Annotated in this window: 13 protein-coding genes; 7 read left to right on the top strand and 6 right to left on the bottom strand. The window is 70.3% G+C overall.

Annotated features, from left to right (window positions below):
* Positions 1 to 2 precede the first annotated feature (2 nt).
* From OED52_RS05980 to OED52_RS05970, 3 genes are read left to right on the top strand one after another with little or no spacing between them, the layout of a single operon-like run.
* Positions 3 to 1,565, top strand: coding sequence for a flavin-containing monooxygenase (locus tag OED52_RS05980; protein ID WP_264153754.1), 1,563 nt, complete (start codon positions 3 to 5; stop codon positions 1,563 to 1,565).
* Positions 1,562 to 2,389: an SDR family NAD(P)-dependent oxidoreductase gene (locus OED52_RS05975; RefSeq protein ID WP_264153753.1), complete on the top strand. Its 828-nt coding sequence runs from the start codon at positions 1,562 to 1,564 to the stop codon at positions 2,387 to 2,389. Before OED52_RS05980 ends, OED52_RS05975 begins: the two co-directional genes overlap by 4 nt.
* 8 nt (positions 2,390 to 2,397) lie before the next feature.
* Positions 2,398 to 3,315 carry an alpha/beta hydrolase gene (locus tag OED52_RS05970; protein WP_264153752.1) on the top strand — a complete coding sequence of 306 codons (918 nt, stop codon included), beginning with the start codon at positions 2,398 to 2,400 and terminating at the stop codon, positions 3,313 to 3,315.
* A 1-nt stretch (position 3,316) separates the two neighbouring features.
* Here OED52_RS05970 and OED52_RS05965 read toward each other — a convergent pair whose 3' ends face one another.
* From OED52_RS05965 to OED52_RS05950, 4 genes are all read right to left on the bottom strand, one after another.
* Positions 3,317 to 4,273, bottom strand: coding sequence for a glycine betaine ABC transporter substrate-binding protein (locus tag OED52_RS05965; RefSeq protein WP_264153751.1), 957 nt, complete (start codon positions 4,271 to 4,273; stop codon positions 3,317 to 3,319).
* Between the two features lie 96 nt (positions 4,274 to 4,369).
* Positions 4,370 to 5,563: an NAD(P)-dependent malic enzyme gene (locus OED52_RS05960; protein WP_264153750.1), complete on the bottom strand. Its 1,194-nt coding sequence runs from the start codon at positions 5,561 to 5,563 to the stop codon at positions 4,370 to 4,372.
* A gap of 467 nt (positions 5,564 to 6,030) precedes the next feature.
* Positions 6,031 to 6,447 (bottom strand): hypothetical protein, encoded by a 417-nt coding sequence (locus OED52_RS05955; RefSeq protein ID WP_264153749.1) that lies wholly within the window; start codon positions 6,445 to 6,447, stop codon positions 6,031 to 6,033.
* Positions 6,444 to 7,298: a PHP domain-containing protein gene (locus tag OED52_RS05950; protein ID WP_264153748.1), complete on the bottom strand. Its 855-nt coding sequence runs from the start codon at positions 7,296 to 7,298 to the stop codon at positions 6,444 to 6,446. Before OED52_RS05950 ends, OED52_RS05955 begins: the two co-directional genes overlap by 4 nt.
* A gap of 142 nt (positions 7,299 to 7,440) precedes the next feature.
* On the opposite strand from OED52_RS05950, the gene OED52_RS05945 reads away from it, so the two are divergent.
* From OED52_RS05945 to OED52_RS05935, 3 genes are all read left to right on the top strand, one after another.
* The gene (locus tag OED52_RS05945; RefSeq protein WP_264153747.1) at positions 7,441 to 8,508 is read left to right on the top strand and encodes a magnesium and cobalt transport protein CorA; all 1,068 of its coding nucleotides are present in this window, start codon (positions 7,441 to 7,443) and stop codon (positions 8,506 to 8,508) included.
* Entirely contained in the window at positions 8,499 to 10,310 is a 1,812-nt protein-coding gene (locus OED52_RS05940) for a hypothetical protein (protein WP_264153746.1), read from the top strand. Before OED52_RS05945 ends, OED52_RS05940 begins: the two co-directional genes overlap by 10 nt.
* Before the next feature lie 211 nt (positions 10,311 to 10,521).
* Positions 10,522 to 10,764: a hypothetical protein gene (locus tag OED52_RS05935; RefSeq protein WP_264153745.1), complete on the top strand. Its 243-nt coding sequence runs from the start codon at positions 10,522 to 10,524 to the stop codon at positions 10,762 to 10,764.
* On the opposite strand, the gene OED52_RS05930 is transcribed toward OED52_RS05935, so the two are convergent.
* On the bottom strand, positions 10,730 to 11,320 hold the full coding sequence (locus tag OED52_RS05930; RefSeq protein WP_264153744.1) for a suppressor of fused domain protein: 591 nt from the start codon (positions 11,318 to 11,320) through the stop codon (positions 10,730 to 10,732). The two genes, OED52_RS05935 and OED52_RS05930, sit on opposite strands and share 35 nt — an antisense overlap.
* 73 nt (positions 11,321 to 11,393) lie before the next feature.
* Here OED52_RS05930 and OED52_RS05925 point away from each other — a divergent pair, with 73 nt between their 5' ends.
* Positions 11,394 to 12,239, top strand: coding sequence for a chromosome partitioning protein ParB (locus OED52_RS05925; protein WP_264153743.1), 846 nt, complete (start codon positions 11,394 to 11,396; stop codon positions 12,237 to 12,239).
* Between the two features lie 18 nt (positions 12,240 to 12,257).
* On the opposite strand, the gene OED52_RS05920 is transcribed toward OED52_RS05925, so the two are convergent.
* The gene (locus OED52_RS05920; RefSeq protein WP_264153742.1) at positions 12,258 to 13,424 is read right to left on the bottom strand and encodes an ABC transporter ATP-binding protein; all 1,167 of its coding nucleotides are present in this window, start codon (positions 13,422 to 13,424) and stop codon (positions 12,258 to 12,260) included.

Raw genomic sequence — 13,424 nt, 5'->3', positions numbered from 1 at the left:
ACATGAGTCTTCCGGTTACAGATACCGTCGCCGACGCGGAGATCCGTCAGGTCGACACGCTCATCATCGGCAGCGGATTCGCCGGACTCGGTGCGGCCGTCAAGCTGTCCCGGGCGGGCAAGGAATTCCTCGTCCTCGAACGCGCCTCCGAGGTCGGTGGCACCTGGCGCGACAACACCTATCCGGGCGCCGCGTGCGACGTGCCGTCCAATCTCTACTCCTATTCGTTCGCCCTCAACCCGGGCTGGACCCGGTCCTTCTCCCCCCAGCCCGAGATCCAGGCGTACATCCGGTCGGTCGCCGACAGGTACGACGTACGCAAGCACACCGTCTTCGGGTGCGACGTGCAGTCCGCCCGGTGGAACACCGGCACCCATCGCTGGGACGTGTCCACCACCCGCGGGCAGTTCAGCGCCAAGGTGGTCGTCTCCGCCGTCGGAGCGCTGTGCGAGCCGTCGCTGCCCGACATCGAGGGCATCACCGACTTCGAGGGTGAGATCTTCCACTCGGCCCGCTGGAACCACGACGCCGACCTGGCCGGCAAGCGCGTCGCCGTCATCGGCACCGGCGCCTCGGCCATCCAGATCGTGCCCGCCATCGCCGGCACCGTCGGACGTCTCGACGTCTACCAGCGCACGGCTCCCTGGATCCTCCCCCGCTTCGACCGCGAGTACACCGGCCCCGAGAAGTTCGCCTTCCGGCACGTGCCCGGCTTCCAGCGCCTCTCGCGTGCCCTGCAGTACACCGCCCGCGAGACGCAGGTCGTGGGCCTGGCCAAGGCCCCGGTGTTCATGAAGCCGCTCGAACTCGCAGCGCGGTTCCAGATCCGCCGCCAGATCCGCGACAAGGAACTGCGACGGAAGGTGACGCCGGACTACGCCATCGGCTGCAAGCGCATGCTGATCTCGAACAACTACTATCCAGCGCTCGACCGACCGAACGTCGACCTGGTCACCGACGGCATCGCACGCATCACCCCGCACGGCATCGTCACGAAGGACGGCACCGAACGCGAGGTCGACGCCATCGTCGTCGCCACCGGATTCCACGTCACCGACTCGCCCACCTTCGCCGGGATCTTCGGTAAGGACGGCCGTTCGCTGGCCGAGGTCTTCGACGAGACCGGCATGCAGGGTTACAAGGGCAGCGCCGTCGCCGGCTTCCCCAACATGTTCTTCCTCGTCGGCCCGAACACCGGCCTGGGCCACACCTCGATGGTGTACATGATCGAGTCGCAGCTCGAGTACGTCGTCGACGCGATCCGCACGATCGACCGCAACCGTATCGGCACGGTCGAGGTCCGCGAGGACGTGCAGGACGAGTACAACCGGCAGCTGCAGCACGCGCTGCGGTCGAGCGTGTGGAACAACGGCGGGTGCGCGAGCTGGTATCTCGACAAGCACGGCAACAACACCACGCTGTGGCCGGGCTTCACCTTCGAGTTCCGCCGACAGACCCGGAAGTTCGACCTCGAGGCGTACCGTAGTGTCGCCGAAGCCGATCTCCCGGCCCCCGTCGATGTTCCCGTGCAGGAGCGTCCGTCCCGAGAGGCAGCAGTTCGATGAGTGATTTCGCAGGCCGCGTCGCCGTTGTCACCGGCGCGGGTTCCGGCATCGGCCGGGCCCTCACCCTGGCCCTCGCCGCCGAGGGTGCCCGGTTGGCGATCTCCGACGTGGACACCACCGGCCTCGAGGAGACCGCGCGCCGCGCACGGGAACTCGGCGCCGAAGTGAAGGCGGACCACCTGGACGTCACCCAGCGCGAGAAGGTCCTCGACTACGCCGAGCAGGTCGCCGCCCACTTCGGCGCGGTGCACCAGGTGTACAACAACGCGGGCATCGCCTACCACGGTGAGTTCGAGCGCACCGAGTTCAAGGACTTCGAGCGGGTCCTCGACGTCGACTTCTGGGGAGTCGTCAACGGCACCAAGGCTTTCCTGCCGCACCTCATCGCGTCGGGCGACGGTCACGTCGTCAACGTCTCGAGCCTGTTCGGCCTGCTGAGCATTCCCGGTCAGGCCGCCTACAACTCGGCGAAGTTCGCGGTGCGCGGTTTCACCGAGGCGCTGCGCCAGGAGATGCTGATCGCCCGGCATCCCGTGCAGGTCACGTGCGTGCACCCCGGCGGCATCAAGACCGCCATCGCCCGCAACGCCGCCGTCCCGGAGGGCGACGACCAGAAGACCTTCGCGGAGTTCTTCGACCGCAAGCTCGCCCGCACCACCCCGGAGGACGCGGCGAAGACCGTTCTCGCCGGCGTGCGGAAGAACAAGCCGCGCGTGCTCATCGGCGCCGACGCCAAGCTGCTCGACGCGTTCGTGCGCATCGCCGGTCCCGCCTACCAGCGCATCGTGGCCGGAGTGACCGCACGGGTCGTGCCCAAAGGTTAAGCTGCGCTATGCCCGAACTACCGTCACCTCAGCTCTCCCCTCGGGTGGCGCGGACGCTCCTACGTCCCGTCTTCCGAACCGCACTGTCGCCGCGATGGTCGTTCACCACGCAGCGTCGCCTGCTCGAGCTCGCCGCTCCCCTGCAGCGGCCGCCGAAGGACACGGTCGTCCGCAAGGTCGCCCTGGCGGGGCGTCCGGCCGAGCGGATCACGGTGGGAGCCACCGAGCGTCGCACCGCGATCCTGTATTTGCACGGCGGCGCGTACACGGCGGGCTCCCCCGCCACGCACCGGTCGCTTGCGGCCCATCTCGCCGCGGCAGCGGAGTCGGCGGTGTACGTCCTGGACTACCGGCTGGCCCCCGAACACCGCTGTCCCGCAGCGGTCGACGACGCCGAGGCGGCCTATCTCGAGCTCGTGAGCGAGCACGGCTTCGACGTGGCGGGCACGGCGGTCGCGGGAGACTCCGCGGGGGGTGGCCTCGCCGCGGCGACCATCCGCCGGCTGATCGACCGCCACGGCATCACGCCGCCCGCGCTCGGCCTGCTGTCGCCGTGGACGGATCCCGGCGCCCGCGACCTGCCGACGGTGGACGACGTCGTCATCAACACCGGTTGGCTGTACTCCTCGGCGGACGCCTACCTCGGGGACGGGGGCCCCACCGATCCCGACTACGCGCCGATGCACGCCGATCCGACCGGTTTCCCGCCGACGCTGATCCAGGTGGGCACGCAGGAGATGTTCCATCCGCAGGTGTGCCGGTACGCGGAGAAGCTGCGGACGGCGGGGGTGGATGTCACCCTCGTCGAACAGCCCGAGCTGTGGCACGTGGCGGCGCTGCAGGCCTCCCTGGTACCGGAGGCGGCCGCGGCGATCACCGACTTCGGTGTGTTCCTCCGCGAGCGGATGGGTGCGCGCTCGGTCTGACTCAGGCGTGTTCCTCGAGCCAGGTGCGCGCAACCGTCTCGCGATCCTCGCCGTCGTCGATGCGGGCCCGTAGTTCGGCGAGGTCGGCGGTGGTCAGTTCCCCGGCGATCGTGCGGAGCGCGTCGAGCTGGGGTTCGCCGAGGATCCCCTTGCGGAGGACCGGAACCACGTTCTGTGCGGGAAACACCGGGGCGGCGGTCACGTCGGCGTCCGCCTCGTCGCGGGAGGTGCGGTCCGGTACGTCCGGGACCGCCTTCACCGTGGCATCGGTGCCGGTTCCGGACAACGCCGGCAGGGTCGTGGTCGTCCCCAGCAGCAGGCCGGGTCCCGTCAGGTCCGCGACGGCCCGCTCGTCGTCGACGGTCCGGATCTCCCGCGGACGGCAGTCCACGGCGTCGAGGGCGTCGAGTCCACCTGCGGATCCGAAGGATTCGGTGACCAGCAAGGTCAGTTCGGGGCAGCGCGGTACGAGGTCGGCCACCGTGGTGACGGACCCTGCGGCGATGGACCCTGCGGCGAGCGCCGCGGTGTCGGCGAGCAGCACCGCACGATCCTGGGCGGAGGCGTAGTCGGAGACGGTGAGTTCGTCGGGCAGCGCCCGCGCAAGCGCGGCGAAGACGTCCTCCGCGTCGGTCTGCCCGGCTCCCGGGTCGTAGCGATCGAGCAGACGCCCGGTGTAGCCGGGGACGAGCGTGACCTCGGCGGCGTCCAGGGCAGCGGCCGGGTCGTCGAGCCCGGTACGGACCTCCACGTCGATCCCGGTGGTGCGCAGCGCGCCGGCGTACAGATATGCGAGCAGGGTCTCGTCGGCGGCGTCGCCCGCTCCGACGGTCACCGTCGTCGACGCGGCCGGGTCGTCGAGGACGGACGACGAGCAGCCCGGCACCACCGCCGCACAGACGGTGAGTGCGATCGCTGCGGGCCGGAACCGTGCTGCCTTCTTCGCCACGGCGGTCATTGTCGCCTACTGCCCAGAACGCCGGACGCCCCGGTCCGGAACCGTTGTGCGGTTCCGGCCGGGGCGTACGGTGCGATCTCGGGGGTGGTGTCGCCGTCAGGCGGTGACACCCTCTGCCTTCGCAGCGGCCGCGACGGCCTCGGCGACAGCGGGAGCGACCCGCGGATCGAGCGGGCTCGGGACGATCTTGTCCGCGGCCAGTTCGTCACCGACGACCGAGAGGATGGCCTCGGCGGCGGCAAGCTTCATGCCCTCGGTGATCCGGCGGGCGCCCGCGTCGAGCGCACCCTTGAACACACCGGGGAACGCCAGCACGTTGTTGATCTGGTTCGGGAAGTCGCTGCGACCGGTCGCGACGATCGCGGCGTGCTTGTGGGCGATGTCGGGGTGGATCTCGGGATCCGGGTTCGACATCGCGAAGATGATGGCGTTGTCGGCCATCGTCGCGACGATCTCCTCGGGCACGGTGCCGGCGGAGACACCGAGGTAGACGTCGGCGCCGTCGAGAGCCTCGGCGATGCCACCGGTGCGGCCGTTGGGGTTGGTGCGCGCCGCGAGGTCCGCCTTGATGTCACCGAGGTCGGCGCGCTCGGCGGAGATGATGCCCTTGGAATCGAGCACCACGACGTCCCGCGCACCGGCGGCGAGCAGGATGTTGGTGCAGGCGACGCCGGCGGCCCCGGCGCCGGAGATGACGATGCGCAGGTCGGCGATGTCGCGGGACTGGACCTTCAGCGCGCCCTTGAGGGCGGCGAGGGCCACGATCGCGGTGCCGTGCTGGTCGTCGTGCATGACGGGGCAGTCGAGCGCCTCGACGACGCGCTTCTCGATCTCGAAGCAGCGCGGCGCGGAGATGTCCTCGAGGTTGACGGCACCGAAGGACGGGCGCAGCCGGATGAGGGTCTCGACGATCTCGTCGGGATCGGTGGTGTCGAGTACGAGCGGGATGGAGTTCAGACCGGCGAACTTCTTGAACAGCGCGGACTTGCCCTCCATGACCGGCAGGGAGGCGCGGGCGCCGATGTTGCCGAGGCCGAGGACCGCGGTGCCGTCGGAGACGACGACGACCAGGCGGTTGGTCCAGGTGTAGCGGTCGACGAGGGTCTCGTCGGCGGCGATCGCCCGGCAGACCTGTGCGACACCCGGGGTGTACGCGATGGACAGGTCGCGCTGGTTCTCCAGGGGAGCGGTGAGCTCGACCGAGAGCTTGCCGTCCACGTGACTGCTGAAGATCTCTTCGTCGGTCAGCGTGAGCTTCTCGGGGGTGGATGTATCAGACACAATTGACACGATGACACTCCTGCGTGTTCCGATACCGGTGAGGCCCGGTTGCTACGAAATCGCGTGCATTTCGGCTTTTTCCGTACGTGGGATGTTCGATCTGCCGGCGATTCGCCAAGGACATATTCGGTTTGAGCTTCCGGGCGCGATCATGGTTGCCGCTGCACAACCTGTACGGCTTCCGGAACGTGATGGAACCGGGCGGGTGGCCCTGGCGTCGTGCCCTGGGTGATATCGAGCCCTGGGGTTCTGCCATCCTGCGTCCGCCGCCGGGGGTTTCCGGCTTCGGATTGACCGCAAGTTTGCCACCTTCGCAGACGAACAATCAAATCGGCATCGATTGCGAAGGTCTCACGGTTTTGCTGTCTCACCTGTGAGTTTACGGCCGCGAATCACGCCCCGATGCGGTTCGGCAATCCGATTTCTGCAGTTCCGCCACGGCTACCGGCGGGTAGCGCCCGAGCTCACCCCGCGGCCTAACCCCACCACTGCGTCAGCATCAGAATCGATGCAGTGAAGATGACCACAGCACTGGCGACCAGGGAGGATGCGCCACGGCGACGATCCGCGGTCACCTGCGCCGCGACCGCCACGACCGTTCCCGCCACGTGCGAGGCCACCGAGGTGGTCCCGGGGCCGGGAAATCCGCGGCCGTCGGCGAGGTACTGGGCGACGCACACCGCCACGGTCAGGACGAGGACCGCGCCGCACACCACCCCGGAGACCACCCGTCCGGCGCGGACGAGCACCCCCGCGCGCCGGGGCGGCTCGGCGTACCCGTCGTCGTAGTACTCATTCGTGTAGTACTCGTCCGCGTAGTTGTCACTGTCGTAGCGGTTTTCGTCCTCCCACGCCTCGTGCCCCCACCCGGAGCCTCGCCCTCCGCGCCTCATCCGACGACCACCTCCACACCGGTCGCCCGGTCCAGCAACTCCTCGTACGCGGCGGGGTGGGTGGTGAACCGGCCGAGCCGCACCTCCTTGTTCGCCCCGTGATAGTCGGACGACCCGGTGACGACGATCCCGAGCCCGCGAGCGAGATCCCGCATCGTCCGCACGTCGTCGGCGTCGTGGTCGGGATGGTCCGCCTCCACACCCGCGAGACCGAGCTCGGCGAGTTCCTCGATGTGGTCCAGCGCCAGGATCCGTCCACGCGCCCGGGCCCGGGCGTGCGCCACCACCGTCACCCCACCGGCGGACCGCACCATCGCCACCGCATCGGCGAGCGGGGTATCGGCCTTCGGCACGTAGTAACGCCCCCGCGGCGACAGCAGGTCGGTGAACGCGTCGGCGACCGTCGGCACCACCCCCGCCGCGACGAGCGCCCGCGCCAGATGCGGCCGTCCCGCGGACGGCCCGGCCTCCTCGAGCACCGCGTCGACGTCGACGGGCAGGCCGTCGGCGGCCATCGCCTCTCCCATCGCCCGGATCCGCTGCACCCGCTCCCCCCGCAACCGCTCGAGTTCGGCGACGAACACCGGCTGGTGCGGGTCGAACAGATAGGCCAGCAGGTGCACGGCCACCGGGGCGCCGTCCTCACCGCGACCCGTGCAGGACATCTCCATCCCCCGCACCAGCCGCAACCCTGGCGGCAGCGCCTCGACCGCCTCACCCCATCCGGCCGTCGTGTCGTGGTCGGTCAGGGCCACCACGTCCAAGCCGGCCTCCGCGGCAGCACGGACGAGTGCCGCCGGACGGTCCGTGCCGTCCGACGCGGTCGAATGGGTATGCAGGTCGATACGCACGCCACCAGTCTGTCAGGTCGGTCCGTCGGGGTCGGCGGGCTAGCATGACGACGCGACCGGCCGCGTCCGCGACGGACCACCAGACCGTGTCGCAGCCGCTGCCGCAAGGGTCGCAGCGACTGTCGCGCGAGGAAGGGAGCCGATGCCGAACCTGCCCTCCCGCGCGGCGCGTCGAGGCCCGGCGCTGCACCCGGAGCCGAGTGCGCGCGCCGAGAGCGCCGTGGTCGACTGCGCGGTCTACGTCGACGGGCACCGGCTCCCGGGGAGCTTCACGCACGCCGAGGCCGTCGAGGAGGTGCGCCGCCGCGGCGACGGATTCGTGTGGCTCGGCCTGCACCATCCCGACGAGCAGCAGATGACCGAGGTGGCACACACCTTCGCCCTCCACGAACTCATGGTCGAGGACGCCGTCCACGCCCACCAGCGTCCCAAGCTCGAGCGGTACGACGAAGTGCTGTTCCTCGTGCTGCGCACCGTCGCCTACATCGAGCACGAATCCGTCGCCACCACCAACGACATCGTCGAGACCGGCGAGATCATGCTCTTCACCGGTCCCGGATTCGTCGTCAGCGTGCGGCACGGCGACCACTCGGAACTGTCGCAGGTGCGCAAACGGCTCGAAGCCGACCCGGCGCGGCTGAGACGCGGCCCGGCCGCCGTCCTGCACGCGATCGCCGACCACGTCGTCGACTCCTATCTGGAGGTCACCACGGCCGTGCAGCCGGACGTCGACGACCTCGAGGAACTCGTCTTCGCCCCCGACAGCCGGATCGCGGTCGAGCAGATCTACATGCTCAAACGCGAGATCGTGCAACTGCGCCGGGCGGTGGTCCCGCTCGCCGAGCCTCTGCAGCAACTGATCCGGGCACCCGGCGTCCTGGTCCCGAAGGACGTGCGCCGCTACTTCCGCGACGTCGCCGACCACCACACCACCGTGGCCGACCGCATCGCCGCCTTCGACGAGACGCTCGGCACCCTGCTCGACACGGCGATCGCGAAGGTCACCGTGCAGCAGAACACCGACATGCGCCGCATCTCGGCGTGGGTCGCGATCGCCGCGGTGCCCACGATGATCGCCGGGATCTACGGCATGAACTTCGACCGCATGCCGGAGTTGGACTGGGAGTACGGCTACTACGTCGTGCTCGCAGTCATCGTGGCGATCACCGCCGCCCTGTTCGTGACCTTCCGCCGCAACAAGTGGCTGTGACGACCGGCCTGCTCGACCGTCTTCCGCCGGCCCTGTGCCGGCCGGTGTCCCCGCAGCGGGTGCTCACCGTCGCCCTGCTGCTCGTCGCGGTCCAGACCGTCGCACGCGCGGCGGTCGCCGTCTCGGGCGACTTCTACTGGGACGACCTGATCCTCGTCGGACGGGCCGGGTCGTATCCGCTGCTGTCCGAGGAGTTCCTGCGCTACGACCACGACGGGCACCTCATGCCCGCCGCGTTCCTCGTCGCCGGGGTGCTCACGGCGCTGGCACCGCTGCAGTGGTGGCCGGCCGCGGTGACGCTGGTGGCGGGACAGGTGCTCGCGTCGCTGGCGGTACTGCGCGTGCTGTGGCTGCTGCTGGGACCGCGGCGCGCGCTGTGGGGGCCGCTGCTGTTCTACCTGTTCACCCCGCTCACGCTGCCGGCGTTCGCCTGGTGGGCGGCCGGGCTCAACGCACTGCCCCTGCAGGCGGCGCTGGCGTGGGTCGCGGGCGACGCCCTGCGGTACTCCCGCACCGGGCGGCGACGGCATCTGGTGAGCGCGGTGCTCGTCTCGGCGGTCGCGCTGATGTTCTTCGAGAAGGCCGTCGTGGTGCCGTTCACCGCGTTCGCCACGGTGGCACTGTCGGCACATGTGGACGGCGTCGCCCGCCCGGTCCGGTACGCCTGGCGTCACGCACGCCCGCTGTGGGTGGGCACCGGCGCGCTCCTGGCCGTGTGGGCGGCCGGTTACACGAGCACGGTGTCGTCGCGGTTCGGGGTGCCGCCCTGGTCGATGGTCGACGGGCTGACGAACCACGGCCTGTCGTACGGGCTGCTGCCGTCGCTGCTGGGTGGACCGTGGCGGTGGGAACGGTGGAACCCGAGCCCGCCCTGGGCCGATCCCCCGGCCGTGCTCGTCGTCGCGGCGTGGGTGGCGGTGCTCGTCGCGGCCGGATGGAGCCTGCGGCGGCGTAGGCGGACCGGCGCGGTGTGGCTCGCGGCGATCGCCTACGTGCTCGCCTCCCTGGCGGCGATGATCTGCACCCGATTCGGGCCGGAGACCACCTACGAACTGGCGCAGACCCTGCGCTACTTCGCGGACTCGTCGGTCGTTGTCGCGATCGCCGCGGCGCTGATCCTGCGCGCCCCAGCCCGGGAGGCTCCCACCCGGATCCCGTCCCGGTACACGCGGGCCGTGACCGTCGTGTGCGCGGCGGTGTTCACGGCCGGTTCGCTGTGGTCGACGTTCACCTTCGCGCGCAGCTGGGTGGACAACCCGACCGGCGACTATCTGGCCCGCGCGCAGGCCGCGCTCACCGCCCGGCCCGACCTCGCGCTGTTCGACCAGCCGGTCTCGGTGTGGATCCTGCTGCCGGTGACCCACCCGCACAACCTGATCGGGTCGGTGTTCTCGGCGTTGCCCGGACGGTCCGACATCGGGGAGCACACCACCGAGTTGTGGGTGCTCGACGACCGCGGCGACCGCGTTCCCGCCGACCTGTTCTCGCTGCGCACCCTGCGCCCCGGAACCGAGCCGGGCTGCGGGCACCGGATCGGCGAGGGCGCCGTGACCGCGCTGCCCCTCGATTCCCCGGCGGGCGACTGGGAATGGACGGTGCAACTGAACCATCTCGCCGCGCGCGACGGCACCCTCGACGTGGGTTTCCCCGGGCACGAGACCGTCACCGTCCCGGTCACCGAGGGACTCGGGACGGTGTACGTGCGGCTGTCGGGCGACGGGCCGGCGCTGCAGGTGACGGCGTCCGGCACCACGGTGTGCGTCGACGGCGGGGCACTGGGCGTGGTCGTCCCACGGAACTGACGAACACCTCCGACGTGCAGGAGATCCTCGCGCTGGACGCCGACGCCGTGATGTACGCGCCGCTCGTCCCCCGCGGCCGGGAGGTCGAACAGCTGCTGCGGTCGGGCAAGAACATCGTCACCCCCGTCGGCTGGTTCCATCCGACCGGGGCCGAACTCGACCGGATGAACGCCGCCTGCGAAGCGGGCGGGACGAGGCGGCCGCCGGGCCGATGCTCGGCCTGCTCGACGGCGGCTACCGCCAGGCGGTGCGCATGGTCACCGACAACCTCGGGGTGGACGTGGTCGCCGCTCCGCCGGGGGTGCGGACCTCCGCCGATCTGCCGATGGTCGTGGGGCGCACGGACCGCACGCTTCTCCAGCCGGTCACAAACGCGCCTGCGCGCGGCGGTGTCACAAACGCGTCTGCGCGCGGCGGTGTCACAAACGCGCCTGCGCGCGGCGAGGATCGCTGAGGTCGATCCCCGCCTCCTCCCAGGCCTCCCGCAGCGCCGGAGTGCCCTTGAGCCGCTTCCACGCCGCCTCCGTGCCGGTGATCGGCCGGGCCTCGAAGAAGCACACCGGGTCGGCGGGCTCGGGGAGGTCGAGGTCGGGCACGTCGGCGGGCTCGAGCAGCACGGCGGTGAACGGCGCTCCCCGCCACAGCGGCTCACCGAGGTCGAGCAGCGCGTCGTCGGTGAGCACCACGCCCTCCACCGCGGGCAGGGCTGCGAGCACCGCCAGGGCCCGGTGCACGCCGTTGGTGACACCCTCGTGGTCGCGGACGGTGAGCAGCAACTCCGCGCGGGGACCGCGGCTGGGGTCGGCGACCATCGCCGTGGGGTCGCTCATGGGGTGGCGTGAGCACCCGAGCGTCGCGTACCGCAGGAGATCCGAGCCACGGAAACGCAGGACCTCGATCGGTTCGAGACCGAGGAAGGTCACCGAGGCCGCTTCGGGTTCCGGGTCCCCCGGCGCGGACAGGTGGTCGGTGAGGTGGGCGCGAACTGCGGAAAGCACTGCGTCGGTCACTCCTGCAATCTAGCGTCATCGCGGCCGTCGTGATTTCCGACCGCCTCCGGGGTGCGGTGGGTACGGTCGAAGCGTGGCTCGTGACACCGGGTTTCCGGTCTCCGACGCCGGCGACGACTTCGCCCGGCAGCGGCGGCGTGCGGAGTACGCGCGGCTGATCACGTGGCTGCGCCGCGAACCCGCCGACGTGAACACGGTGCTGCCCTTCGACGACGTCGTCGCGGCGCTCGGCCGGCTCGGCGAACGGCGACTCGGACTGCAGATCATCGACGTCGACTCCATCGTGGGCAGCGTCGACCGCGCCGACGACTTCGACCGCCGGTTCCGGCCCACCTCGGCGCGGCTGCGGGAACGCTGGGAACGGATCGCCGCGGCCCGGCGCCGCGGCGAAGCCATGCCGCCGATCTCCGTCTACCGGGTGGGCTCGATGCACTTCGTGCAGGACGGGCACCACCGCGTGTCCATCGCCTGCGCGCAGGGCGACCGCACCATCGACGCATACGTCACCGAGGTCGCCACCAAGGTGCCGCCGGAGGGCATCCACGGCCGGTCCGATCTCGTCCGCAAGGACCACTTCCGGATGTTCCTCGGCCGGGTTCCCCTCTCCGGTGCGACGCAGGACGCGATCCGTGTCGCCGACCCGTGGGGTTACGCCGAGCTGGCCGAGACCGTCGAGGCGTGGGGGTACCGGCTCATGCAGGAACTCGGCGAGTACCTCACCCGCGAGGAGGTCGCGCGGCGCTGGTACGAGGAGGAGTTCGTGCCCGTCGTCGCGATGGCCCGCCGCGCGGACATGCTGCCCTCGCGCACCGACGCCGAGGTCTACCTGTGGATCGCGGGCGAACGGTACCGGCTGGTGCGCCGGCACGTGTGGAACGAGGAGATCGTCGACGAACTGCGGGGCCGCGCTCCCCGCTGACGACTTCGGTGGATCCGGTCAGAGCGTGACGTTCTCCCCGGTCTCCTGGTCGAACAGGGCGATCTTCGCGGGGTCGAACCACAGCCGGACGGTGCCGCCCTTGCGGGCCTGCGATTCGACGGACAACCGCGCGACCAGCGAGTCGGCGGCGAGATCGGCCCCGGCGTCGGCGGCGAGTTCGTCGAGATCACGCGACCGCACCCCCGGTCCCTCCGCGGAGAAGTACGCGAACTTGTCCGAGCCCATCGACTCGAGCACGTCGATCTCGGCGGGGAAGATCACGCCCGCTTCCCGCTGGGCCGGGTCGAGCAGGTCGGCGTCCTCGAAGTGCTCGGGCCGGATGCCGACGACGACCTCCCGCGACGGATCGTGGCGCCGCACCCGCTCCCACCGGTCGTCGGGCAGCCGGAACTCCCCGAAGGGGGTGCGGATCGACCCGTTCTCGATCTGTCCCGGAACGAAATTCATCGACGGGGAGCCGATGAACCCGGCGACGAACAGGTTCGCCGGATGGTCGTAGAGGTCCTGGGGCGCCCCGACCTGCTGCACCAGACCGCCGCGCATGACGACGACGCGGTCGCCGAGCGTCATCGCCTCGGTCTGGTCGTGGGTGACGTAGACGGTGGTGGTGCCCAGCCGCTTCTGCAGGCGCGCGATCTCGGTGCGCATCTGCACACGCAGTTTCGCGTCGAGATTCGACAGCGGCTCGTCCATCAGGAACGCCTTGGGGCTGCGCACGATCGCGCGTCCCATCGCGACACGCTGTCGCTGACCGCCGGACAGATTGGCCGGCTTGCGGTCCAGATGCTGCCCGAGATCGAGGATGCGGGCGGCCTCGTCGACCTTCCGGGTGATCTCGTCCTTGGGCACCTTCGCGAGTGTCAGGGGAAAGGCGATGTTCTCGCGTACCGTCATGTGCGGGTACAGCGCGTAGGACTGGAAGACCATCGCGATGTCGCGGTCCTTGGGCGCCTTCTCGTTGACGCGCTCGCCACCGATGCGCAGTTCGCCGTCGGAGATGTCCTCGAGGCCCGCGATCATGTTGAGGGTCGTGGACTTTCCGCATCCGGACGGTCCGACGAGAATGATGAACTCGCCGTCGGCGATCTCGAGGTCGACGTCGCTGACCGCCCGCGCCCCGTCCGGATATTCCTTCGTCACCTTGTCGAGCACGATCTCGGCCAC

Source organism: Rhodococcus sp. Z13, from assembly GCF_025837095.1.
Taxonomy (GTDB): Bacteria; Actinomycetota; Actinomycetes; order Mycobacteriales; family Mycobacteriaceae; genus Rhodococcus; species Rhodococcus sacchari.
This window is presented reverse-complemented; position numbering and strand designations above follow the sequence as displayed.

What these genes read in the sequence shown, in the direction of transcription:
- OED52_RS05935 (WP_264153745.1), top strand. Translation starts at nt 10,522, where the DNA reads ATGCTCGGCCTGCTCGACGGCGGCTACCGCCAGGCGGTGCGCATGGTC.
- OED52_RS05965 (WP_264153751.1), bottom strand. Translation starts at nt 4,273, where the DNA reads ATGACCGCCGTGGCGAAGAAGGCAGCACGGTTCCGGCCCGCAGCGATC.
- OED52_RS05945 (WP_264153747.1), top strand. Translation starts at nt 7,441, where the DNA reads ATGCCGAACCTGCCCTCCCGCGCGGCGCGTCGAGGCCCGGCGCTGCAC.
- OED52_RS05970 (WP_264153752.1), top strand. Translation starts at nt 2,398, where the DNA reads ATGCCCGAACTACCGTCACCTCAGCTCTCCCCTCGGGTGGCGCGGACG.
- OED52_RS05980 (WP_264153754.1), top strand. Translation starts at nt 3, where the DNA reads ATGAGTCTTCCGGTTACAGATACCGTCGCCGACGCGGAGATCCGTCAG.
- OED52_RS05975 (WP_264153753.1), top strand. Translation starts at nt 1,562, where the DNA reads ATGAGTGATTTCGCAGGCCGCGTCGCCGTTGTCACCGGCGCGGGTTCC.
- OED52_RS05955 (WP_264153749.1), bottom strand. Translation starts at nt 6,447, where the DNA reads ATGAGGCGCGGAGGGCGAGGCTCCGGGTGGGGGCACGAGGCGTGGGAG.